General features: G+C 64.5%; 15 protein-coding genes. 7 read left to right on the top strand and 8 right to left on the bottom strand.

Features of this window, described 5'->3' with window-relative positions:
- Positions 1 to 330: 330 nt before the first annotated feature.
- Complete coding sequence (locus tag DNJ95_RS04700; RefSeq protein WP_131183568.1) at positions 331 to 1038, top strand: tRNA-uridine aminocarboxypropyltransferase; 708 nt, start codon at positions 331 to 333, stop codon at positions 1036 to 1038.
- Positions 1039 to 1047: 9 nt separating this feature from the next.
- Here the strand turns inward: DNJ95_RS04700 and DNJ95_RS04695 are convergent, their stop codons facing one another.
- A complete protein-coding gene (locus DNJ95_RS04695; RefSeq protein WP_131183567.1) occupies positions 1048 to 1941 on the bottom strand; it encodes a DMT family transporter in 894 nt (297 codons plus the stop codon).
- Positions 1942 to 2196: 255 nt separating this feature from the next.
- On the opposite strand from DNJ95_RS04695, the gene erdR reads away from it, so the two are divergent.
- The gene (erdR, locus tag DNJ95_RS04690) at positions 2197 to 2844 is read left to right on the top strand and encodes a response regulator transcription factor ErdR (RefSeq protein ID WP_131183566.1); all 648 of its coding nucleotides are present in this window, start codon (positions 2197 to 2199) and stop codon (positions 2842 to 2844) included.
- A gap of 21 nt (positions 2845 to 2865) precedes the next feature.
- Here erdR and DNJ95_RS04685 read toward each other — a convergent pair whose 3' ends face one another.
- Complete coding sequence (locus DNJ95_RS04685) at positions 2866 to 3792, bottom strand: LysR family transcriptional regulator (RefSeq protein ID WP_131183565.1); 927 nt, start codon at positions 3790 to 3792, stop codon at positions 2866 to 2868.
- A gap of 122 nt (positions 3793 to 3914) precedes the next feature.
- Between DNJ95_RS04685 and fpr the strand changes: the two genes are divergently transcribed.
- Entirely contained in the window at positions 3915 to 4694 is a 780-nt protein-coding gene (fpr, locus tag DNJ95_RS04680) for a ferredoxin-NADP reductase (RefSeq protein WP_131183564.1), read from the top strand.
- A 620-nt stretch (positions 4695 to 5314) separates the two neighbouring features.
- Here fpr and DNJ95_RS04675 read toward each other — a convergent pair.
- A complete protein-coding gene (locus tag DNJ95_RS04675; protein WP_131183563.1) occupies positions 5315 to 5803 on the bottom strand; it encodes a YchJ family protein in 489 nt (162 codons plus the stop codon).
- Positions 5804 to 6004: 201 nt separating this feature from the next.
- Between DNJ95_RS04675 and DNJ95_RS04670 the strand changes: the two genes are divergently transcribed.
- Positions 6005 to 6643, top strand: coding sequence for an OmpA family protein (locus DNJ95_RS04670; protein ID WP_165491580.1), 639 nt, complete (start codon positions 6005 to 6007; stop codon positions 6641 to 6643).
- Between the two features lie 220 nt (positions 6644 to 6863).
- The gene (gene dinG, locus DNJ95_RS04665) at positions 6864 to 9008 is read left to right on the top strand and encodes an ATP-dependent DNA helicase DinG (RefSeq protein ID WP_131183561.1); all 2145 of its coding nucleotides are present in this window, start codon (positions 6864 to 6866) and stop codon (positions 9006 to 9008) included.
- A gap of 19 nt (positions 9009 to 9027) precedes the next feature.
- Here the strand turns inward: dinG and DNJ95_RS04660 are convergent, their stop codons facing one another.
- The 5 genes from DNJ95_RS04660 to DNJ95_RS04640 all read right to left on the bottom strand — a co-directional run bounded on the left by DNJ95_RS04660 (position 9028) and on the right by DNJ95_RS04640 (position 14245).
- The gene (locus DNJ95_RS04660; RefSeq protein ID WP_131183560.1) at positions 9028 to 10293 is read right to left on the bottom strand and encodes a mechanosensitive ion channel family protein; all 1266 of its coding nucleotides are present in this window, start codon (positions 10291 to 10293) and stop codon (positions 9028 to 9030) included.
- 232 nt (positions 10294 to 10525) lie between these two features.
- Positions 10526 to 11068, bottom strand: coding sequence for a hydrolase (locus tag DNJ95_RS04655; protein ID WP_131183559.1), 543 nt, complete (start codon positions 11066 to 11068; stop codon positions 10526 to 10528).
- A 50-nt stretch (positions 11069 to 11118) separates the two neighbouring features.
- A complete protein-coding gene (locus DNJ95_RS04650) occupies positions 11119 to 11463 on the bottom strand; it encodes a YdbL family probable chaperone protein (RefSeq protein WP_131183558.1) in 345 nt (114 codons plus the stop codon).
- A gap of 9 nt (positions 11464 to 11472) precedes the next feature.
- A complete protein-coding gene (locus DNJ95_RS04645; RefSeq protein WP_131183557.1) occupies positions 11473 to 11664 on the bottom strand; it encodes a YnbE family lipoprotein in 192 nt (63 codons plus the stop codon).
- 16 nt (positions 11665 to 11680) lie between these two features.
- A complete protein-coding gene (locus DNJ95_RS04640; protein WP_165491581.1) occupies positions 11681 to 14245 on the bottom strand; it encodes an intermembrane phospholipid transport YdbH family protein in 2565 nt (854 codons plus the stop codon).
- A 441-nt stretch (positions 14246 to 14686) separates the two neighbouring features.
- Between DNJ95_RS04640 and DNJ95_RS04635 the strand changes: the two genes are divergently transcribed.
- Together DNJ95_RS04635 and DNJ95_RS04630 are read left to right on the top strand one after the other, a co-directional pair.
- The gene (locus DNJ95_RS04635; RefSeq protein WP_131183669.1) at positions 14687 to 15031 is read left to right on the top strand and encodes a tetratricopeptide repeat protein; all 345 of its coding nucleotides are present in this window, start codon (positions 14687 to 14689) and stop codon (positions 15029 to 15031) included.
- Positions 15032 to 15322: 291 nt separating this feature from the next.
- Entirely contained in the window at positions 15323 to 23935 is an 8613-nt protein-coding gene (locus DNJ95_RS04630; RefSeq protein ID WP_131183555.1) for a glycoside hydrolase family 94 protein, read from the top strand.
- Positions 23936 to 24204: the final 269 nt, after the last annotated feature.

Genomic DNA, 24204 nt, shown 5'->3' with positions numbered 1-24204 from the left:
ACCACGTTATTCGCCGCGAGGCCGTCCAGCCCCGCTACGAAACCTTCACTGGCAGGGACGCCGGCGAAGAGCGCCTCCTTATTCATATGGGCGACGGGTTCATGCGTGTTTCGTAGCGGGGCTCGCCGGGTTCGCGACACCACGGACAACAGAACACCTCCAGCGGCCTACGATGCAACGCACACTTGATTGCCGATCCGGTCGTGATACCGCGTCCTCCAATATCAGGGCTCACTCCCACCGGGAAGCGCCGCCGACTGTGATGATGTTCATGCACTTGCCCAGCCCAGGCGGTAGACTGCGCGGCCTTCTGTCCAGGTCCTGGTGATCATGCCCCATGCCGTTGCCCGATTGCGTGAGGAACGCCTTGCGCGTAGCCTCAAGCCCTTTGTCGCCCGGGGTTCGCGGACGGCGCGTTGCCCGCGCTGCCGGGTCGCTATCAGCCATTGTGCCTGTGCCTGGCTGCCCGAAGCGGGGGCGGAGGCGGGCGTATGCCTGCTGATGCATGATGTCGAAGCGCTCAAACCGACCAATACCGGTTGGCTGATCGCCGATGTGGTCGCCAGCAGCCATGCCTTTACCTGGTCGCGCACCGAAGTCGACCCGCGTCTGCTCGAACTGCTGGCGGACCCGCAATGGCAACCTTTCGTGGTGTTTCCGGCGGAGTATTCGGTGCCAGGGCGGGTGGTCGACCAGGTCGAACCGGTAGCGGGGCGGCGGCCGCTGTTCATCCTGCTGGATGCGACCTGGACCGAGGCGCGCAAGATGTTCCGCAAGAGCCCTTACCTGGATGGCTTTCCGGTGCTCTCGTTGCAGCCGGAGCGCCTTTCACGCTACCGCCTGCGCCGCTCCACGCGCGGCGAGCACCTGTGCACGGCGGAAGTCGCGGCCCTGTGCCTGGAACTGGCGGGGGAGGCGCGGGCCGCGCAAGTGCTGGATAACTGGCTGGACGTGTTCACCGGCCACTACCTGGGCGCCAAGCGGCAACTGCCCGTGAATATCGGAGATGCCGCCCACCGTTTCCTCGAACGGGGTTGAGCGCCGCCTTCAGGCGGCCTTCGCCTGCGGCTTGAGCGGCCACAACTGGGCGATCAGCATCCCGGCGAACATCAGCAGGCAGCCGAGATAGCCGCGCAGGTCGAGGCTCTCATCGAGGAACAGAGCGCCGGCGATCGCCGCGAACACCGCTTCCAGCGACAGGATGATGGCGGCATGCGAGGCGATGGCATGCCTTTGCGCGACCACCTGCAGGGTGTAACCCACACCGACGGCGAACAGCCCGCCATAGATCAGGGCCGGTAGCGCCAGACGGATATTGTCGAAGGTGGTCTGTTCCAGCAGCAGCCCCAGCAGCAGGCTGACCAGGGCACAGGTGACGAATTGCAGGAAGGCCAGGCGGATGGCGTCGTAGCGGCTGACGAAGAAACTCACCAACAGCACATGCACGCCCCAGACGAAGGCGCCGGCCAACTGGATCCAGTCGCCCGGGGCCACGCTGAAGTCTTCGCCGATACTCAGCAGCGCCATGCCGCCCACCGCCAGGAATGCGCCGATCCAGGTGCCGATGCCGCTGCGATGGCCGATGAACATGCCGAGGATCGGCACCACGATCACATACAGCCCGGTGATGAAGCCCGAATTGGTCACCGAGGTGAACAGCAGGCCGACCTGCTGCAGGTTGATGCCCAGCGTCAACGCCAGGCCCATGGACATGCCGCCGAACAGCAGGCCACGGTTGAGCAGTGGCGCATACCCCCGTGCCTGGCGGTTCTGCCGCAGCAGCAGCGGCAGCAGGATCAGGGCGCCGAGGGCGAAGCGCAGCCCGGTGAACATGAACGGACCGAGATTGTCCATGCCGATGCGCTGGGCCACGAAGGCGCTGCCCCAGATCATCGCGGTTATCAGCATCAGAATATCGGCGCGTAGGCTCAGGTTGCGCATTTATCGGGCTCGTCACGGGAAAAGCGCGAACTTTGCAACAAAGCGTGAGGCTTGACCACTTATTCCGGGCTGGGCATCCTTGCCCGGTTCGATCGGCCCATGTCGGTGGCGCGCTCCATGCGGAGCAGCGGGCCGCTGGCGGTGCCAGGTGCGTCAGTACATACTCGCGCCAGTGACATACCCACTTCTGCCGGCATGGTGCCGACATCGACCGCGAGGTCGGGTCGATGCGCCAAAAAAAATAAAGGTCTGCCAATGGCTGCTTACGAAATTATCATCGCCGACGATCACCCCTTGTTTCGCAGTGCATTGCAACAGGCACTCACGATGGGGCTGGGTGAGAACGTCCGCCTGGTCGAAGCGGCCAGCATCGCCGAACTGGAGGCACTGCTGAACCAGGGCGCGTCCTGGGACCTGGTACTGCTGGACCTGAACATGCCGGGTGCCTACGGTTTTTCCGGCCTGGTGCTGCTGCGCGGGCAATACCCGCACCTGCCGGTGGTGATGGTCTCGGCTCTGGAGGATTCCGCCGTGGTCGCGCGTTCGCGCGAGTTCGGCGCCAGTGGCTTCATTCCCAAGTCCAGCCCGCTGGAAACCATCCAGGAAGCGGTGCGTGCGGTGCTGGATGGCGATGTCTGGTGGCCGAGCAACACCCAGGAAGTCGCCCATCTGAGTGACGAGGCCAAAGCCGCCAGCGAAGGGCTGGCCAGCCTGACACCGCAGCAGTTCCGCGTACTGACGATGGTCTGCGATGGTTTGTTGAACAAGCAGATCGCCTATGAGCTGAGTGTTTCCGAGGCGACCATCAAGGCCCACGTCACGGCGATCTTCCGCAAACTGGGCGTGCGTACCCGGACCCAGGCCGCGCTGCTGCTGCAGCAGATGGGCTCGATCCCGAGCTGACCGGTTTTCCTGCTGCTGCCATCAGGCGATCGGGGGCAACACTATCTCGTCGCTGCGGCGCACACCCGCAGTCAGTGCCTGGCACTGTTCGATGAATTCGCGCATGGCGGCGGTCTGGTACTTGAGCGAGTGCCAGATGAAGTAGAAACGCCGGGTCAGGTCGAGTTCGGGCGCCTCCAGCGGCACCAGGCTGCCGTGGCGGAACTCATCGCGTAGCGCCAGCCTGGAAATGCAGCCGATGCCGATAGCGGATTCGACGGCGCGCTTGATTGCTTCGGTATGCTCCAGCTCCAGGCGGATATTGAGCTTTTCCGGGCGGTGGCGCATGGCCTGGTCGAAGGTCAGGCGGGTTCCCGAGCCCTGTTCGCGGAGAATCCAGGGTTCCCCGCAGAGTTCTTCCATGGAGGCCGTCCCACGCTGTGCCAGAGGGTGCCGGGGCGTACAGAAAACCACCAGTTCATCCTCGACCCAGGGCATGACTTCGATATCGGGATGCTGGCAGGCACCTTCTATAAGACCCAGATCAAGTTCGTGGTGCGCCACCTGGTGGACAATCTGCGCGGTGTTGTGGACATGCAGGGCGACCTTGCAGCCAGGATGGCTTTGCATGAAGTTGCCGATCAGCAGGGTCGCCAGGTAGTTGCCGATGGTCAGTGTCGCGCCCACTTCCAGCGAGCCGAAGCCACTCTTGCCCTCGAGCAGGTCTTCGATGGCGCGGGCCTGGTCGAGCAGGGCCATGACCTGTGGCAGCAGTTGTCGCCCGAGGGAGTTGAGGCACAGGCGCTTGCCCATCCGGTCGAACAGTTGGCAGGCCGACTGGCGCTCCAGTTCCGCCAGCGACGAACTGGTGGCCGACTGGGACAGGGACAGGTATTCGGCGGCTTTCGATACGCTTTCCTGGCGGGCCACGGCGGCGAATACCTGTAATTGCCTCAAGGTAAAATGCATATCTATATAACCGATAACCTATATCTTTAATATTTACTTAACGGATATTCTCTGCGTCTATAAACTATCGCGCAATAGTGCCAGCCGACCGGCGCGGATCTCCAACGAGGAAACTTCAATACATGAGCAACATGAATGTCGAGCGCGTGCTCAGCGTCCACCACTGGAACGACACGCTGTTCAGCTTCAAGTGCACCCGCGACCCGGGGCTGCGTTTCGAGAATGGCCAGTTCGTCATGATCGGCCTGCAGCAGCCCAATGGCCGGCCGCTGATGCGCGCCTACTCGATCGCCAGCCCGAACTGGGAAGAGAACCTCGAGTTCTTCAGCATCAAGGTGCCGGACGGCCCGCTGACCTCGCAACTACAGCACCTGAAGGAAGGCGACGAGATCATCATCAGCAAGAAGCCGACCGGCACGCTGGTGCTCGATGACCTCACTCCCGGCAAGCATCTCTACCTGCTCAGCACCGGTACCGGCCTGGCGCCTTTCATGAGCGTGATCCAGGACCCGGAAACCTACGAGCGTTTCGAGAAGGTGATCCTGGTGCATGGCGTGCGCTATGTGAATGAAGTGGCCTATGAGAACTTCATCACCCAGGTGCTGCCGCAGAACGAGTTCTTCGGCGAGGCGGTGAAGGAAAAGCTGATCTACTACCCCACCGTTACCCGCGAGCCCTTCCGCAACCAGGGGCGCCTGACCGACCTGATGCGCAGCGGCAAGCTGTTCAGCGACATCGGCCTGCCGCCGATCAACCCGCAGGACGACCGGGCGATGATCTGTGGCAGCCCGAGCATGCTGGATGAAACCAGCCAGGTGCTGGACAGCTTCGGTCTGAAGGTTTCGCCGCGCATGCGCGAGCCGGGCGACTATCTGATCGAGCGGGCCTTCGTCGAGAAGTAAATATCGGCGATGCTTGCCCAAGGGCCGGGAGATGCGAGTCTCCCGGCCTTTTTGTTTCACGCGAGGTTTCAGGCGACGGCCCTTATTCGTGGCCAGGCATATGTCCTGCTTCAGGGTATGAGGTGGTGCGACTGGATTGTATTTGGCGTACAGCGTGCCCCGGGGCTTAGCGTCCCTGTGCGAATACCCGGTGGCGGGACGGGGCACGCGTGAATACATCCCTGTAGCTCTTCGCCGCCATCCCAGGCGGCGAAGGCCCCGTCCCGCCACCTGGCATCCTCACCGCCACTAGCGACGGCGCCTGTGGGAAAGAGCCAGCGAAACCGCAAGCCCTATGCATGATTCGGTACTGCGCCGACGGCTCTTTCCATAGTCGCCTCGGGTTCGTGATACCAGGAGCGCCAGGACTGTGTGCACAGTAGCCCGCGAGGGGGGAAATCCGCATATGGCCGGCCGCCTGTAGCCGCGTTTCCTCGCTATTCGTCCTGGCAAATACGTTGAAAGGCATGGTTCTAAGACACCGCCAGCGATATACGATGAAACGCACGCTTGATTGCCAACCCAGGTAGGGCACCTGTTCGCTACGCGACAGCGCTGCGGCGAAGACGCGGGGGAGGTTGCTACAGGTAAGGCGCACAGCACTTCTTGAATTTCGACCCGCTGCCGCATGGGCAGGGGTCGTTGCGGCCTGCCGACAGTGGCACTGTCGGGTCGATGAAATACCAGCGACCGTCACGCTGGACGAAGGTCGAGCGTTCGTGGTGAGCGTGATTGCCGGCCATGTCATGCCAGCGCGCGGTAAAGCTGACGTGTGCGTGCTCCGGTTGTGCGCCGATGAGCCGGCATTCCTCGACATCCAGGCCCAGCCAGGTGCTTTCCTGGCTCCATTGCCTTATCGCGTGGAGGTCGATCAGGTCCTGCTGGGCGGGCAGCGTCGTCGTTCGCAGGTAGTCGATCAGCCCCAGTACATAGGCGCTGTAGCGTGAGCGCATGAGCTGCTCGGGGCCTGGGGCGGGGTGCCCGTCGTGATAGCGGCCACAGCAGTCCGCCAGTGTGTCGCCATTGCCGCAGGGGCAGGTGACGGACGATGTCGGGACGACGTTTTCCATGGGAGCCTCGTTCGTGCCAGGCCAGCGGGACGCCATTCGACTGGCGGGCCGGGAGTTTGCCGCCTAGTCTACTCGTTGTCGGCGCTTCATTCGCGAACGTGGCGGAGCCGGCAGCCCCTGGAGGGCATTTGCGGAGCCGGTTCGCCCTGCCGGGCGAGAAGCCATGGTTTCGACCACTCTTGATGGATGGAGGCGTGATCGATGAGTACTTTACGGACAGCGGTACCCGTGATTGTCATGACGACATTTCTGGCCGGGTGCGCCGGTATACAGAAACAGGATTGGCCGACCTGCGCCGCCGTCGGCGGTGTCGGCGGCGCGGCGCTGGGGGCGATCGAGAGCAGCGTGTACACCGGCTGGGGTGCGTTGATCGGGGCCGGCGTCGGTGCGGCCTATTGTTGGGCCAACGGCGCCGAGGAAGAAACCGTCGTGGTCTACGAGGAGGTGGTCGAGGTGATCGAGGAGGAGGTCGAGCCGGAGCCTCTCGCCGAAGCGGTACGGGTCGAGCTGGATGTGAAGTTCGATTTCAACCGGGCCGTGGTCAAGCCGGAAAGCCAGGCCGATATCCGCAACCTGGCCGACTTCCTCAAGGCTTACCCGCAGACTTCCACCGTGCTGGAAGGGCATACCGATTCGGTGGGGACGGACGCCTATAACCAGCGTCTGTCCGAGCGTCGCGCCAAGGCCGTGCGCGATGTGCTGGTCGATCAGTACTCGATCGACGGTTCGCGGGTCGACAGCGTCGGCTACGGCGAGTCGCGGCCAGTGGCGGACAACGCCACGGAGCAGGGGCGTGCGATCAACCGCCGGGTCGAGGCCGAAGTCGAAGTCCAGCCATAAGGACGCAGAAACGGCGGCAGGCTTCGGGCGCCAAGCTGGAATCCTTAGCGGGGGAGCGCCGGGCGCGGCAAGCGATGCGGCGCCCCCGTGGAAATCCCGCTTCAAGCTCGTGGCTTGAAGCCTGTCGCCGTTCTCCAACAATCTTCGCTGGCGCTTCGGGCTGTGCGGGGTATCATAGCCGCCCTGTCAGAATACTGAAGATACATACAGTCTTTCGTTCATGCTCAGTCCCGAACTCAAGTCCCAGATCCAGGGCGCCTATAGCCGTTTTCTCGAGGCCAAGGGGCTCAAGCCGCGCTATGGCCAGCGCCTGATGATCGCCGAGGTGGCCAAGGTGCTGGGCGCGATCGAGGTTGATGACGAGGGGCGGCGCGATGGCGAACCCGCCGTAGTGGCGGTGGAGGCGGGCACCGGCACCGGCAAGACGGTGGCCTACAGCCTGGCGGTGATTCCCACGGCGAAGATGGCCGGCAAGCGCCTGGTGATCGCCACCGCGACCGTGGCGCTGCAGGAACAGATCGTGCACAAGGACCTGCCGGACCTGATGCGCAACAGCGGGCTGAATTTCAGTTTCGCCCTGGCCAAGGGCCGCGGGCGCTACCTGTGCCTGTCCAAGCTGGATGTCCTGTTGCAGGAAGGCCAGGCGCAGAGCGCCACGGCCCAGTTGTTCGAAGAGGAAGGTTTCCGCATCGATGTCGACGAGCGCAGCCAGAAGCTGTTCGGCGGCATGATCGAGAAACTGGCGGGCAATCTCTGGGATGGCGATCGCGACAGTTGGCCGCAGGAGCTGGAGGACAGCGACTGGGCGCGGCTGACCACCGACCACAGCCAGTGCACCGGCCGGCATTGTCCGAATTTCCAGCAGTGCGCCTTCTACAAGGCGCGCGAGGGCATGACCAAGGTCGATGTGATCGTCACCAACCACGACATGGTGCTGGCCGACCTGGCCCTGGGCGGCGGCGCCGTGCTGCCGGACCCGCGCGACACTCTCTACGTGTTTGACGAAGGGCACCACCTGCCGGACAAGGCCATCGGCCATTTCGCCCATTTCACCCGCCTGCACTCGACCGCCGACTGGCTGGCGCAGATCGATAAGAACATGACCAAGCTGCTGGCGCAGAATCCGCTGCCGGGGGATTTCGGTCGCCTGGTCGAGGGTTTGCCGGAGCTGGCCAGGGACCTGCGCACGCAGATGCAGTTCATGTTCAGTGCCTGCGAGCAACTGGCCGACTTCAAGGCCGGCGAGGATATGAACGGGCGCGAGCGGCCACGGCATCGCTTCGTCGGCGGCGTGGTACCGGAGCACCTGGTCGAGCTGGGCATCGAGTTGAAGAAGGGCTTCGGCAAGCTGACCGATCTGTTCACCCGGCTGGCCGAGTTGCTCAAGGAGGCGATGGACGGCGAGGCGGGCGGTGGCATCGCCAGTCACCAGGCCGAGGAGTGGTATCCGCTGTTCGGCAGCCTGCTGACCCGTTCCCAGGGCAACTGGGAGCTGTGGGGCGCCTTTACCGCCGAAGACCCCGAGGGCAGCCCGCCGATGGCGCGCTGGCTGACCCTGGCGGAAAGCGGGGCGCTGTTCGATATCGAGGTCAATGCCAGCCCGATCCTGGCGGCGGAAACCCTCAGGCGCAATCTGTGGAACGTCGCCTATGGCGCGCTGGTGACCTCGGCGACGCTGACGGCGCTGAATACCTTCGATCGTTTCCGCATGCGTGCCGGCCTGCCCAAGGGGGCTGTCACCGCCGTGGTGCCCAGCCCGTTCCGGCATGCCGAAGCCGGCGTGTTGCGCGTACCCGATCTCAAGGCCGACCCACGGGATGCCACGGCGCACACGGCGGCCATCATCCGCGAGTTGCCACGGCTGGTGGAGGGCGCCCGCGGCACGCTGGTGCTGTTTTCCTCGCGCAAGCAGATGCAGGATGTCTTCGATGGCCTGGAGCGCGACTGGCGCCGACGCGTGCTGATCCAGGGCAACCTTTCCAAGCAGGAAACCCTGAACAAGCACAAGGCGCGGGTAGACGAGGGCGAGACCAGCGTGCTGTTCGGGCTGGCCAGTTTCGCCGAGGGCGTCGACCTGCCGGGTGCCTACTGCGAGCATGTGGTGATCGCCAAGATTCCCTTCGCGGTGCCGGACGACCCGGTCGAAGCGGCGCTGGCCGAGTGGATCGAGGCGCGCGGCGGCAACCCCTTCATGGAGATCGCCGTACCGGATGCCTCGCTGCGCCTGGTGCAGGCCTGCGGCCGCCTGCTGCGCACCGAGGAGGACCGTGGCGACATTACCCTGCTCGATCGCCGGGTGGTGACCCAGCGCTATGGCCGGGCCATTCTCGATGCGTTGCCGCCGTTCCGGCGGCAGATCGAATAGGCTTTTTTAGCTGCAAGCCTCAAGTGGGGGCGGCGTTCGAGCGAGATGCTTCGGTTTCGAAGGCCGGGCGCAGCTCGCGCATGTCCGCGCCGCTCGGGTGCTGGAAGACGCGCAGGCCGAACTCCGGCAGGATCGCCAGCAGATGGTCGAAGATATCCGCCTGGATGCCTTCATAGCCGACCCAGGCCACGGTGTTGGTGAAGCAGTAGATTTCCAGCGGCAGGCCGTCGGCGGTCGGGCTGAGCTGGCGCACCATCAGCGTCATTTCCTGATGGATGCCGGGATGGCTGCGCAGGTAGCGCTCCACGTAGGCACGGAAGCTGCCGATGTTGGTCAGGCGGCGGGTGTTCACCGGCTCCTGGCCGCGTTCGGCGAGGTGGGCGTTCCAGTCGTCGATTTCGCGCTTTTTCTCGTCGATATACTCTTCCAGCAGATTGAAGCGCAGCAGCCGCTGGCGCTCCTCCTCGTCGAGGAAGTGCACGCTCTGCTGGTCCAGGTAGAGGCTGCGCTTGATGCGCCGACCGCCGCTTTCCTGCATGCCGCGCCAGTTCTTGAAGGAGTCGGTGATAAAGCGCTTGGTCGGGACGCTGGTTATGGTCTTGTCCCAGTTCTGCACCTTGACCGTGTGCAGGGCGATATCGATCACGTCGCCATCGGCATTCAACTGCGGCATTTCCACCCAGTCGCCGACACGGATGATGTCGTTGGAGGTGATCTGCACGCTGGCCACCAGCGACAGGATGGTGTCCTGGAAGATCAACATCAGTACCGCGGCCATGGCACCGAGGCCGGACAGCAGGATCAGCGGCGAGCGGTCGATCAGGGCGGCGATGATGAGGATGGTGGCGATGGCGTAGATGGCGATCTTCAGGACTTGCAGGTAGCCCTTGATCGGGTGCTGCCTGGCGTCGGAGCGGCGCTGGTAGACCAGGTTGATGATATCCAGCAGGGCGCCGATGGCCAGGGCGATGGTCAGCACGATGAAGCCGCTGCAGACATTGCGCACCACGGTCACGACCGCTTCCGGCAGACCGGGAATGGTACCCACGCCAATTGAGAGCACCAGGGCCGGCACTATGTTGGACAGGCGCTTGATGATGCTGAGGTTCTCGGGCTGGCCCTGGTGGTTGTGCCGCAACAGCTTGTAGAGCCCGCGCACCAGGATGCGCTTGACCAGCCAGTTGGATGCCCAGGCGGCGATGACCAGGGCCGAACTGGCGAGCAGGGTTTGTAGTTCGGGATGGTTTCCCAGCCAGACGAGCCAGACAGCCCATTCTTCACGCATAAATAGCTCCTAAGCGATTGACAGACCCGCAGGACCATAACAAATACGTTCGGTCCGTTGAAACCGGGAGTCCTGCTTGGAGCGGTGAAGCCGGCGAGGGTTCAGTGGCGATACCCGGGCAGCCGGCTCAAGTTTTCAGTATCCAATTGATTCGCAAGGGATGTATTCACGCGTGCCGCGTCCCGCCAGCAGGCAGTCGCACAGGGGCGATGAGCCCGGGATCGCACCGAGGTCAGCGGATGAATTCCTTGCTGATGGCGCGGAATTCGTCGGTCCCGGCCTTTTCCAGCCATTCGAAGACCACCATCTCCCGCGAGACGATGGTCGCGCCGGCCTGGCGCATGCGTTTCAGCGCCAGTTTCTTGTCCGCTGCACGGCGCGAGCCGACCGCTTCCTCGACGACGAATACCTGGTTGCCGCGCTGCAGCAGGTCGAGCACCGTCTGCAGCACGCAGACATGGGTTTCGCAGCCACAGATGATGAACTGGCCGCGCTCGCCACCTGGCAGCTTGAACAGTTCGCCGCTGCGCGCCGCGGAGAATTCCAGTTTTTCCAGGATGGCCTCGGCGGCGATGCCTTCGCGCAGGCGGGCGCTGGTCGGGCCCAGGCCCTTGCTGTATTGCTCGCTCAGCAGCACCGGCACGCCCAGGCGTTGCGCCGCCCTGAGCAGCCAGCCGCTGTGTTCGAGCACGCTTTCTCCGTCCTGTATCACTGGCAGCAGGCGCTCCTGGATATCGATGACGAGCAGGGTGGAGTCGTTCGCTTTGATCCGCATCTTGTTGTTTTCCTTCGCTTCGATGGAGCCTGGTGGCACGGCGCGGGGCGCTACTTGCGTATCCATTTGCCGTCGAGCTGGATGAATTGCCCGCCGGGGGTCTTCTCGATGGCCTTCTTGCCGGCGATGGCTTCCACATCCTTGATATTGACGCCGTTCTTCTGTGCGACGCGCTGGTATTCGGCCCGCCGGGCCTGGTTGATCTGGCTGGCGATGGCCTCGGCGTCGCCGCTGGAGCGGACCACGCCCAGGTAGCCATCGGGTTTTTCGCCGACCAGGCCACTGGCCTTGGCGTCACCCAGCGCGGACATGGCTTCGTTGAGGCTCAGGGCCGCGGCGGGCAGGCTCAGGCACAGGGCCAGCAACAGGGTTACAAGTGTGAATGGCTTGTTCATGGGGATTCCTCAGAAAAGACCGCTGTCTTCGTTGATGATCGAGTCCAGGGCCTTGTCGACCTTGATGTAGATCTCGTGCTCGATCTTCACGTTCAGGTTGATATTGATCGGCTCGCTGGGGACGGCCAGCTCGACGCGCGGGGTGCAGGCACTGACCAGCAGGGCCATGGCGAGGATGATCTGGGGTGGGCGCGGGCGCATGGAGGATTCTCCTGTCTCAAGGGGCGGTCTTGTCGCGTTGCAGGCTCTGCTGCACACGCCGCTGGATGGTTTCGCTCACTCTATCGCTCAATTGCAGGCTGGTCAGCAGGGCCGGGATATCTTCCTCGAGGTTGATCGAGAAATTGATCGGGCGCCCGCCTTCGAGCGTCGGGTTGTTGCCGTGCAGGCGCAGGCCGAGTTGCAGCTTGCCGCGCTCATCATAGCGGACATCGCTGTCGAGGCGACTGTAATGGAAGTCGTCCAGGGCTTCGGCGACGATCTTCATCGCCGGGTTGGACTGCCCCAGGGCCTGGATCTTCGCCGAGCGGAATTGCAGCACGCCGCCTGGCGCACGGGCGTTCAGCAGGCCCTGGTCGATGCTGTAGCCCTCCGGCGAACTGCGCAGTTGGGCATTGCCGTCGATGATTCCGCTGCCGGTCAGCCCCTCGGCCGGGTAGGCGCGCAGCAGTTCCGGTATCTGCAAACCCTCCAGATTCAGCGCCAGGCGTTGTTCGCTGGCGGCCAGGTCGACTTCGCCGGCATCCAGCCACAGGCGCCCGCCCAGCAGCCGGGTTTCCGCCGCCTGCCATTGCAAACGCCCGCTGGCCGGGCTTCGCAGGTTCGCCTGGTAGCTGCCTTGCCAGTGCAGCGGGCCGATGGGAAAGCCGACATTGAGTTGCTGCAGGTCCAGTCGTGCGCCATCCACTTGCAGCTTCTGCCCGTTGACGCGCATCTCCAGCAGGGTATCCAGGCCGCTCAGTTCGCTGCGTGCATAAATACCCGAGAGCCCACGGGCTTCCAGCCGCAGGCTGGCCGTTAGCTCGGAGGCGGCAGGCCATTCGAGGCTGGCCCTGGCGTTCAGCCGTCCGTTGTCGAAGGCGAGGGTTTGCGGCCAGTCGCTGAAACTGGCGGAGAGTGGGTTGCCGGCGCGGAAGAATATCTCCTGCAAGCCGGCGTCCATAGCCAGGGTTCCGCCCCAGGCTTGCGCGAGCGCCAATTGCAGGGTCAGGCCGGCGTCGTTGCGCAAGGGGCCCTGGAGCTCCAACTGGCGCTCATTCACCTGAAGTTTTCCGCTCCACTGCCAGCCAAGTGGTTTGAGCAGGGCATGAGACAGTTTCTGCACGCGGAGTTCGGGCGCTGCGTTCAGTGCGAAGCGGCGGTCCTCGGTGGCTTGTTGTTGCAGGTCGGCCTGCAAATGGGCGTCTTTCAGGCTCAGTTGCAGTTTTTCGCCCGCCCAGTCGCTGGTGCGCAGGCTGTCGATGCGGATTGTCGGGTTCTGTTCCAGCCGCAGTTCTGCCTGGTGCAGGTCGGCACTGGCGGTGAAGCCCAGCGTCGCTTCCAGTCCTGTCAACCGATGATCGAAAAGATCCAGGCTTGGGGCTTGCAGGCGTAGCTGCCCTTCAGATGATTCCAGCCGGTAGTTCGCGGCCCTGGTATGCAACTGGAGGGCGCTGTCCAGTTGCAGATTCAATTTGCCCTCGCTTTGCAGGTGTAGCCGCAGTGGCAGGCTATCCCGTGACGTTGCAGGCGCTCCGGGGGTAATCCCTAGGGTCAGTTCAGCGGGCCGCAGGGCCGCTGGAACACCTTCGAGCAAGGTTGCCTCGGGCCGCCAGTCGAGCGCGGCGTCGAGGCTCGACGGTAGCCATACGCCGTCCCGGCCCTGTGCCTGCAGGTTCAGGTCGCCCTTGAGCTGCCCCAGCACCGGTAGCGGCCAGTACTCCGGCAGGTTGAGGTCGAGGTTGAACTCGCCATCCGGCAGGCCCTCGCTGTCGAAGGGCCGTTCGAGTGACCAGGCGACTACCAGGTGCATCTGTTCCGCCAGCGCGGGAAAGGCCTGGGGCGGCTGGGGTAGCCACGGCGAGAGCCAGTCGAGCAGCCAGGGTGCTTCCGGCAGGGCACCCATGGTCATGCTGCCTGACCAGCGTTCCTCCGCGGACGAGATCAGGTTGTTCAGGAAGATCCGTGGCTGCCCGTCCAGGGAGAGCCGGGCATTCAGTTGCAGCTCCGCGGGCCGTGCCTGCCAGGCCCTGGCGTCGAGCTGCAGCCTGTGGCCGTCGCGCTGCGCCGTCAAGTCTATCTCGGCTGGCAGCAACTCACGCCCCGCATGCTGCCAGCGCAGGCTGAGGCGCTCCTGGCATTGGCCGCTGGCACAGGGCAGTTTCAGTTCGATGACGGGCAGGCTGCCCTGTTCCGGTATCCAGGCCGCCCACTGCTGGAGCATCGTTGGATCGAATGCCGGCCGTGTGCTTTCGACATCCGCTGCGCCTGCCCGGACTTCGATCTCCAGCCTGTCCATGTGCAATGCCTTGAGCGCGGGTGTGGCGAACAGGCTGCCGATCCGCAAGCGCAGGCCTTCCGCGCTCAGCTCCAGCCGCCCGCCGTCCGCCGTCTCTTGCTTATAGATGAAGCGCTGCAGGGTCATGCCGGAGCGGCCAATACCGAGGCCTTGCCAGTCGATGGCGGTAATGCCGTTTTCCTGCTTGAGACGCTGCCAGCGCTGTTGCCCATACAGGCCTGCGGCGATCACTGCCAATATGAGCGCCAGGGTCGAGCAGGTCAGCCATTTGCGGCTTGTGCGCATGGAGAATCGCTCCGTTTCTAGGTGGCTGCGGCATGATTGTGCATGGCATCCGACGGAAGGCACAAAACTTGTGCACATTTTACTGGCGCCCTGTCAAGCCGCTATGGCAGCTTGCCGCAGGCCCCGGGATTTTTCTTCTAACAATCTAACTGCATGAAATATAAGGACAATTCAGGGGTGGTGAAAAATCCTACAATTTGACTGGAGGCCGCGTGGTCTGTGGTGGGCAGGCTCTTTTACGCAGATTATCCACCAGCTTATCCACAGCTTCTGTGGGTTTCTCGCAGTGTCGGTGGGAGGGCCGCTTCAGTGGGCGGCGGCAAGCCTTTACCTTCTCTGAAAAAGGAGTAGAGTGCGCCACCTCCAGGGTTTCAGCCGCATCTTCCCATGAGAATCCGCTCCACCGATTCAGTTCAGGTTACCCGTCGACTTCCCATGCGCATGGCTCTGTGGTTGCTCGACAATCGCTCGTTGGGCCAGGCCACAGGGGTCAAGCGGTTGGCCGGACGGCTGCTCAAGCAGCCGGCGCTGGATGGCGTGGTGGTGGCCCAGAGCCGGCTGGGGCGCTTGCTGTGCCATGACTGCGACAGCCAGCGCGATCGCCGTATCGGCATCGAACTGCTGCGCCAGGCCGCGCGTGCCGGCGACTGCCAGGCCCAGCTCGAACTGGGGCGTCTGTACAGCCAGCCCCGGCACCATCAACCTGCCCAGGCCCGCCATTGGCTGGAGCAGGCCGTCTTCCAGGGTTCGACCGAGGCGCGTCTGCTCTTGCGCAAGCTGCCTTAAGGGCTATCCTTTCAAAGTCTTCGACAGAGCGGCTGCCTGTTAGGAGCGGCCTTGGCCGCGAGGCTTTTCCTGCGCATCGCATTCGTGGCCAAGACCTCTCCGCCGACGACTCTATCGCGCTTTCGGCTTGTGCTCGCTTTCGTCTGGTAGAGCCTATGTGCGCTGGCGCACAGACGCTTTACTCCTGTGCAATCAAGCTGATAGCACATTTTCACCAGCGCCTCTGGCGCTGATGGTCCGCCGTTCGGCGTCGCCGCCAGCGGGCCGCTTACGCTGCATGTCAAGGAAAACATGAACAACCAATGGCTTCACGTAATCCGGCGGTTGTGGCGGCCCGTGCCTCGAACATTCGAGTACGAGTCCGTCCTGCGCTCCGAGCTGTTCAGTGCCGAACAGATGGCCAGCCATGGTGCTGAGCTCGCCCACGGGCATCGCCTGAGCGAGGAGGCGACCTCCGATGCCTTGCTCGAACGGCTTGCCGACAACGCCAGCGTGCTGGCCAGCAGTTGCCGCGTCATGGCCGCGGCAGCGCTGTCCAGCCAGCGTGCCACACCGGCCGCCGAGTGGCTGCTGGACAACTTCTATCTGGTCGAAGAACAGATACGCACCGCCCAGAAGCATCTGCCCAAAGGTTATTGCCGCGAGTTGCCAGGCCTGGCCAATGGCCCTTCGGCCACGCTGCCGCGGGTCTACGATATCGCCCTGGAAACCATCGCCCACGGCGATGGCCGGGTCGATAGCGACAGCCTGGGGCGTTTCGTCGCAGCCTACCAGACGGTCATGCCGCTGACCCTCGGCGAGCTCTGGGCGATACCCATCATGCTGCGCCTGGCGCTGATCGAGAACCTGCGCCGCGTGGCGTCGCGGGTAATGGCCAGTTGGAGCGACCGCAACCTGGCCAACGACTGGGCCGACCGCCTGACCGAAACCGCCGAGCGCGATGCCAAGAGCGTGGTGCTGGCCGTCGCCGACATGGCACGTTCGGCACCGCCCATGACCAGCTCCTTCGTCGCCGAACTGGCGCGCCGCCTGCAAGGGCAGAGCGCGGCGCTGATCCTGCCGCTGACCTGGATCGAGCAGACGCTGGTCGAGTCCGGCCTGGGTACCGAACGCCTGGTGCAACTGGATGCCCAGTTGCAGGCCGCCGAGCAGGTTTCGATCAGTAACAGCATCAACAGCCTGCGCCTGCTTTCGGCCACCGACTGGCGCGAGTTCGTCGAGAGCATGAGTGGCGTGGAGCGCGTGCTGCGCGAAGATCCCGCCGGCGTCTATGTCCGCATGGATTTCGCCACCCGCGACCATTACCGGCACGCGGTGGAGCGCCTGTCCCGGGCCTGCCGGCATTCCGAGGAAGAGGTGGCGCGTGCGGCTATCGCGCTCTGCACCAGCGGGCCGGACGACAATCCGCTCATGGCCCATGTCGGCTTTTATCTGGTGGGCGGCGGTATACCCATTCTGGAGCGGCAACTGGGGGCCAGTTTGCCGCTGATCGAGCGCAGCCGGCGGCTGCTGCGCCGGGCGCCGCTGTATTTCTTTCTGCTGCCGACCATTCTGCTCACCGCCCTGCTGGCCTGGCCCCTGCTGGCGCTCGCTCGGGCCGACGGCTGGTCGGCGGCACAACTGCTGGCGCTGAGTGTGCCGACCCTGTTGATGACCAGCCGCCTGGCCATTGGCCTGGTCAACTGGCTGGTGACCCTCACCCTGCCGCCGGACATTTTGCCGCGCCTCGACTACAGCGAGGGGATCCCTTCCGAGGCACGCACCCTGGTAGTGGTGCCGACACTGATCGGCAGCACCCAGGACGTGGATGAACTGGTGGAAGGCATGGAAGTGCGCTTTCTCGCCAACCGTGACGCCAACCTGTACTTTGCCCTGCTGACCGATTTCATGGACGCGCCCAGCGAGGTCATGGAGGGGGATGCTGCGTTATTGCAGCAGGCCCGCCAGGCGGTCGAGGGCTTGAACCTCAAGTATCCGCTGCCGGGCGGCCAGCGGTTTTTCCTGCTGCATCGCCCGCGGCGCTGGAACCCGGCCGAATCCTGCTGGATGGGCTACGAGCGCAAGCGCGGCAAGCTCACCGAGTTGAACGCGGTCCTGCGGGGCAGGGGGCAGGAGCGCTTTTCCCTGATCGTCGGCGACATCGCCGCGCTGCCGAGCATTACCTACGTCATCACCCTGGATACCGACACACAACTGCCACGTGACGTTGCCCGGCAGTTCGTCGGCACCCTGGCGCATCCGCTGAATGTGGCGCAGTTCGACCCGTTGCGGCGCTGTATCGGCAGCGGCTATGCGATCCTGCAACCGCGCGTTGGCATCAGTCTGCCGAGCATCGCCCGCTCGGCCTACGCGCAACTGTTCGGCAGCGATGCCGGTATCGATCCCTATACGCGTTCCGTGTCCGACGTGTACCAGGACATGTTCGGCAATGGCTCGTTCATCGGCAAGGGGATCTACCAGGTCGACCCCTTCGAGCAGGCGTTGCAGGGCTGTTTCCCTGATAACAGCATTCTCAGCCACGACCTGATCGAAGGCTGCTACGCCCGTTCCGGGCTGATCAGCGACGTGCAGGTGTATGAAGAGCACCCGGCGCGCTACAGCGCCGATATGAAGCGCCGCCACCGCTGGATTCGTGGCGACTGGCAATTGCTGCCCTGGCTGCTGCCCTGGACCCCCGGGGCATGTGGTGGGATGGAGCGCAACCGCCTGAGCGGCCTGGCCCGCTGGAAGATTCTCGATAACCTGCGGCGCAGCCTGGAGCCGACGGCGTTTCTGTGCATTCTGCTGTGGGGCTGGTTCGCCACTTCCTACCCTTTGGTCTGGACGCTGGCGGTGCTCGCCCTGGTGCTGACCCAGCCCTTGCTCAACAGCCTGCTGGATCTGCTGCGGAAAGCCCACGACATACCGCTCGGCCAGCATATGAAGGCAACCCTGCACGATGCCGCGCAGCATTTTTCCCGTGGTTTGCTGGGGCTGGCCTGGCTGCCGTTCGAGGCGCTCAACAACCTGGATGCCATCGGCCGCACCTTGTGGCGCGTACTGATCAGTCGGCGCCGACTGCTGCAATGGGACTCTTCGCGGGAAGTCGAACGCAGTGGCCGCAACGACCTGCCAGGGTTGTACCGGCTGATGTGGGCCTGCCCGCTACTGGCCGCGGGTGTGGCGGCTCTACTGCTCGGGCGGCCCGCGCTGCTGGCCATCGCCGCGCCTTTCCTGTTGACCTGGCTGGTGTCGCCAGCGATCGCCTGGTGGCTGAGCAAGCCCGCAAGCCACGAGGCTTTCGCCCCCTCGGATGAAGAGCGCCGCTTTCTGCGACGGCTGGCGCGCAGGACCTGGGCCTTCTTCGATGACCATGTGGGCCCGGCGAACAACTGGCTACCCCCGGACAATATCCAGGAGCAGCCCACCGCCGCCATTGCGCACCGTACCTCGCCGACCAACATGGGCATGGCGCTGCTCTCCCATCTCGCAGCGTATGACTTCGCCTACCTCAGCGCTGGCCGATTGCTGGCACGGCTCGACCATTCGTTGACCAGCATGGCCCTGCTGGAGCGCTATCGCCGGCATTTCTATAACTGGTATGACACGCGGACCCTCAGGCCGCTGCCGCCGCACTACATCTCCACGGTGGACAGTGGCAACCTGGCCGGCTTGCTGTTGACGCTGCGCCCCGGTCTGCGTGAATTAGCGGATGCCCCGGTGATCGGCGCGCACTGGCTGGCCGGCCTCGGCGATACCCTCGATGTGTTGCGGGAGGCGCTGTTGGCCAACGGGCTGGACGGGCGTCTGCTGGACGAGCTGTCCATTGAGTTGGAGCTGGCGCATGCCTTTACGCCCGGCAATCTCCCCAGCATGCAACGCAAGTTGCTGCGTCTGATCAGGTTGGCGGAAAGGCTCGACACCGAACTGGCAAGCGTCGGCGAGGCGCAGTACTGGTTGCAGGCACTGTTGGCGCAGTGCCGTGACTTCAGCACGGAAATGGCCAACCTGGCCCTGCCGAGCAACCCGGCGGGCCTGAGCACTTGGCGGCAACTGGCGCAGCTCGATGTCAGCCAGTGGCCCGCCGGCGAGCGGGACCGGGCCGGTGCGGTCAAGGCCTGCGCCAGCGAACGGATGGCCACCGCGCAGCGTCTGGCCGATCTGGCCGGCGACCTGGCGGAGATGGACTTCAGTTTCCTCTACGATCCACGCCGCGACCTGCTGGCCATTGGCTATAACACCGATGAGCAGCGCTTGGACAGCGCCTACTACGACCTGCTGGCGTCGGAAGCGCGGCTGACCAACTTCGTGGTCATTGCCCAGGGCCAGTTGCCGCAGGAGGGTTGGTTCACCCTTGGCCGGCTGCTCACCAGCAATGGTGGGGTGCCGGTGCTGCTGTCCTGGTCCGGTTCGATGTTCGAATACCTGATGCCGATGCTGGTCATGCCCGCTTACGCCGGGACCCTGCTGGACCAGACCTGTCGTGCCGCAGTGGCACGGCAGATCGAGTACGGCCACCAGCTCGGCCTGCCCTGGGGCGTGTCCGAGTCTGGCTACAACAGCCTGGATACCCATCTCAACTACCAATATCGCGCCTTCGGCGTTCCCGGCCTGGGCCTGAAGCGCGGCCTCGGCGAAGACGTGGTCATGGCTCCCTATGCATCGGCCCTGGCGCTGATGGTGGCGCCCGAGGCCGCCTGCAAGAACCTGCAGGAACTGGCGTCCATGGGCATGGCCGGACGCTACGGCCTGTACGAAGCCATCGACTTCACCAACGCACGTTTGCCGCTGGGGAAAAGCGCCGCGGTGGTCCAGTCCTTCATGGCGCACCACCAGGGCATGAGCCTGCTGGCGCTGACCGCCGTATTGCTCGAGCGGCCCATGCAGCGCCGCTTCGAGGCCGATCCGCAGTTCCAGGCCACGGCGCTGTTGCTGCAGGAGCGCGTTCCCAAGAATGCCGCACAGTACCTGCACGCGGCCAATGGCTTGCCGGTGGATACCACCGCGCGGATCAGCGAAAGCAAGCTGCGCGTCTACACCGAGCCGAACCGCAAGCACCCGGCCGTGCAACTGCTCTCCAACGGTCGCTACCACGTGATGGTCAGCAATGCCGGTGGCGGCTACAGCCGCTGTAACGAGATGGCCGTGACCCGTTGGCGGGAAGACATCACCTGCGATAACGCGGGCATGTTCTGTTACCTGCGGGATATCGCCAGCGGGGATTTCTGGTCATCCGCGCACCAGCCGACGTTGCGCCGCACGGAGGGTTACGAAGCGATATTCACCGACGCCCGTGCCGAGTTCCGTGTACGCGAGCGCGATTTCGATGTACACACCGAGATCGTCGTCTCGCCTGAGGACGACATCGAGCTGCGCCGCCTGCATATCAGCAACCGTGGGCGCAGCCGTCGTATCCTGGAATTGACCAGCTACGCCGAGGTGGTGCTGGCCCCGCCGCTGGCCGATGCGCTGCATCCGGCATTCAGCAAACTGTTCGTGCAAACCGAGTTGCTGCCGTCGCTGCAGGCGATCCTGTGCAGCCGCCGGCCGCGCTCCAGCGCAGAGAGCACGCCATGGCTGTGCCATCTGCTGGCGGCCCATGGCGTGGATATCGAAGCCATTTCCTACGAAACCGACCGTGCGCGTTTCATCGGCCGTGGGCGCAACCTCAGCCATCCGGCGGCGATGGAGGCCGACACGCTTTCCGGTACGGCCGGGGCGGTGCTCGATCCCATCGTGGCGATCCGCTGCCGGATCGTGCTGGAAGCCGGGCAGAGCGCGACCATCGACCTGGTCACCGGGGTCGGCGACAGCCGTAGCGGTTGTATGCAACTGATCGACAAGTACCGTGATCGGCACCTGGCCGACCGGGTGTTCGATCTCGCCTGGACCCATAGCCAGGTGCTGTTGCGCCAGCTCAACACCTCCCATGCCGAGGCACGGCTATTCGAGCAGATGGCCGCCTCGATCATCTACACCAACCCCACCCTGCGGGCGGCGCCCGCTATCCTGGTGGGTAACCTGCGCAACCAGAGCGGCCTCTGGGGCCAGGCGATTTCCGGCGACCTGCCCATCGTGCTGCTGCAAATCTCGGCCATCACCAACATCGAACTGGTGCGGCAACTGGTACAGGCCCATGCCTACTGGCGGCAGAAAGGCCTGGCGGTGGATCTGGTGATCTGGAACGAAGACCAGGCGGGCTACCGGCAAGACCTGCAGGATCTGATTCTGGGGCTGGTCACCTCGGGCAGTGAAGCCCACCTGCTGGACAGGCCGGGCGGCATCTTCGTGCGCCCGGCCCAGCAGCTCTCCAGTGAAGACCGGGTGCTGATGCAGGCGGTCGCCCACCTGGTGTTCAGCGATGAGCGTGGCAGCCTCTCCGAGCAGGTGTACCGGCGCCGCGCCGAGCCGCCCCTGCCGACCTTCGATGCCGCGCTGATGCGCCGGCCCGTACGGACCAGGGCTGCGCTGCCGGTCGATCCCGCGCTGCTGCTGGGTAACCCGCACGGCGGTTTCAGCGCGGATGGCAACGAGTATGTCATTCACAGCACGGCAGGCCAGCCGACTCCGGCGCCATGGGTCAACGTCCTGGCCAATGCGCAGTTCGGCACGGTGCTGTCGGAAAGCGGCAGCGCCTACACCTGGTATGAAAATGCCCACGAATTGCGCCTGACGCCCTGGCACAATGATCCGGTCAGCGACTCCTGCGAAGAAGCGATCTACCTGCGTGACGAGGAGAGCGGCCACTACTGGTCACCCACCCCGTTGCCGCGGCCTGGCCAGGGCCGCTACGTGACCCGCCACGGTTTCGGCTACAGCGTCTTCGAGCACGATGAGGACGGTATCCGCAGTGAGCTGTGGGTCTATGTGGCACTGGACGCCCCGGTCAAATTCTCGCACCTGCTGGTACACAACACCTCCGGCCGCCCCCGGCGCCTGTCGGTGACCGGCTATGTCGGCTGGGTGCTCGGCGACCTGCGGGAGAAGTCAGCCATGCACGTGGTCACCGAAACCGATCCCAACAGCGGCGCCTTGTTCGCGCGCAATGCCTATTCCATCGAGTTTCCGGGACGGGTGGCGTTCTTCGATGTCGATGCGCCGCTACTCGGCAGCACAGCCGAACGGAGCGAGTTCATTGGCCGCAACGGCAACCTGAACGCCCCGGCGGCGATGGCCCAGGCGAACCTCTCCGGCCGTGTCGGCGGTGGGCTCGACCCCTGCGCTGCGCTGCGGGTCGGCCTCGAACTGGCGCACGGCGAGAGCCGCAGCCTGACCTTCCGCCTGGGTGCGGAACAGGATAGCAAGGCCGGTTCACTGCTGGTACGGCGCATGCGTGGCAATGCGGCGGCAACGGTCGAGCTGGAAGCTGTCCAGGCCCACTGGCGCTCGACCCTGTCCGCGGTGCAGATCGAAACGCCCGAGCCCGCCATCGATGTACTGGTCAACGGCTGGCTGATGTACCAGGTCATCGCCTGCCGCTTCTGGGCGCGCAGCGGCTACTACCAGTCCGGCGGGGCATTCGGCTTCCGTGATCAGTTGCAGGACAGCATGTCCATGCTGCACACCGACCCGGCCGCCGTGCGCCGGCATCTGCTGCTGTGCGCCGCCCACCAGTTCGTCGAGGGGGATGTACAGCACTGGTGGCATCCGCCGCTGGACCGGGGCGTGCGCACGGGGTGTTCCGACGATTACCTGTGGCTGGCGGCGGCGACCAGCCGCTATGTACAGGTCACCGGGGACAGTAGCGTGCTTGCCGAACCGGTGGGCTACCTAGAAGGGCGTGCCCTGCATGGCGGCGAGGAGTCCTACTACGACCTGCCGGGCCAGTCCGCCCGGCGCGAAACCCTGTACCAGCACTGCGTACGGGCGATCGAGCGTAGCCTGGCGGCGCGTGGCGTCCACGGCCTGCCGCTGATGGGGCATGGCGACTGGAACGACGGCATGAATCGCGTTGGCGAGCAGGGCAGGGGCGAGAGCGTCTGGCTCGGCTTTTTCGGCTACGACGTGCTGCGTCGGTTCGCGGATACCGCGCTGCTCAACGGCGACCACGCTTTCGCCCTGCATTGTACGGAGCAGGCCGAGGCGCTACGCGCCAGCCTGGACGAGCACGCCTGGGATGGCGCCTGGTTCCGCCGCGCCTACTTCGATGACGGTACGCCGCTGGGGTCGTCGAGTAACGATGAGTGTCGCATCGACTCCATCGCCCAGAGCTGGTCGGTGCTGTCTGGCGCCGCCTCCGAGACGCGCGGGCGCACGGCGATGGATTCGCTCGAACAGCATCTGCTGCGCAGGGACGTGGGCCTGTTGCAACTGCTGGCGCCGCCGTTCGATCGCGGTGCGCTCGATCCCGGCTATATCAAGGGCTATGTGCCCGGCGTGCGCGAAAATGGCGGCCAGTATACCCAGGCGGCGGTGTGGGCGAGCATGGCGTTCGCCGCCCTGGGCGACAGCGAACGCGCCTGGGAACTGCTGCGCATGATCAGCCCGGTCAGCCACGGCGATAGCGCACAGGCGATTGCCACCTACAAGGTCGAGCCCTACGTGCTGGCCGCCGATGTCTACGGCATGCCGCCGCACGAGGGGCGTGGCGGATGGAGCTGGTACACCGGCTCGGCCGGGTGGATGTATCGGCTGATCCTCGAGTCGCTGCTTGGTGTCCAGCGCGATGGCGCCAGCCTGCGCATCCAGCCGCTACTGCCGGCGCAGTGGCCGGGCTTTACCTTGAACTACCGTTTTGGCGCGACCACCTATCGCATCCATGTACAGCGTGCGGATATCCCGGCGCAGACGATCCACCTCGATGGCATACGCCTGCCCGGCGACAGCATTCCCCTGCATGACGATGACCGTGAGCACCAGGTCGAGATCCGCCTTCCCTCGGCGGGCCTGCTCCTGGAGCCCGTTCAAGGCCTGGCAAGACTTTGAACGGCTCCGGGTTCGAAGCCCGTGGCTTGGCGGTTGATCAGACGTTGATCACACGTTTAAACGTTGATCGGTCGGCAAAGGTTCATGAGCACTAAGTTTCGCGGGAAAAGCGCGCCATGGCCCTCGCGGGAATTGCTGGAAGTGAACCGCCCCGGGTATCGCGGAGGCTCCATCTTTTGAGAAACTGGAGCCACTATGCCAAAGCCATCTAAGTTTTCCCCCGAAGTCCGTGAGCGTGCTGTGCGGATGGTCTACGAGGTCCGCGAGTC

This window comes from Stutzerimonas kirkiae (assembly GCF_004327335.1).
In the GTDB taxonomy this organism is placed as follows: Bacteria; Pseudomonadota; Gammaproteobacteria; order Pseudomonadales; family Pseudomonadaceae; genus Stutzerimonas; species Stutzerimonas kirkiae.
Note: the sequence above shows the minus strand (reverse complement) of the source record. Positions and strands in the feature narration are given on the sequence as shown.